Below are 243 nucleotides of genomic sequence, written 5' to 3'. Positions count from 1 at the left end.
TGACCTCGTTCAGGAGCGAGCCCGGGTCCCGGTTGTCCAGCCAGGACGCGACCGATTCGGAGCGGTCGGCGGCCTGCCGGATCAGGTCCGAGGCCACGCCCTGCCGGTCCGGAGCGTCGGCCATGGTGCGCAGCTGCGAGGAGATCGTGCGGATGCCTTCGGCGGCCTTGGTCTGCTGGGTGCCGGCCTGGCTGGCCAGGTCCGACTTCGCCTGGTGGAGCAGGTCACGGGCGCTGTTCTTCG

At 71.2% G+C, this 243-nt stretch carries 1 pseudogene; it reads right to left on the bottom strand.

Annotated elements, in window-relative coordinates:
- Positions 1–243, bottom strand: a pseudogene (locus tag AC5RWD_RS23405) (hypothetical protein); the annotation flags it as partial.

This window comes from Arthrobacter sp. CMU6 (genome assembly GCF_059090205.1).
Note: the sequence above shows the minus strand (reverse complement) of the source record. Positions and strands in the feature narration are given on the sequence as shown.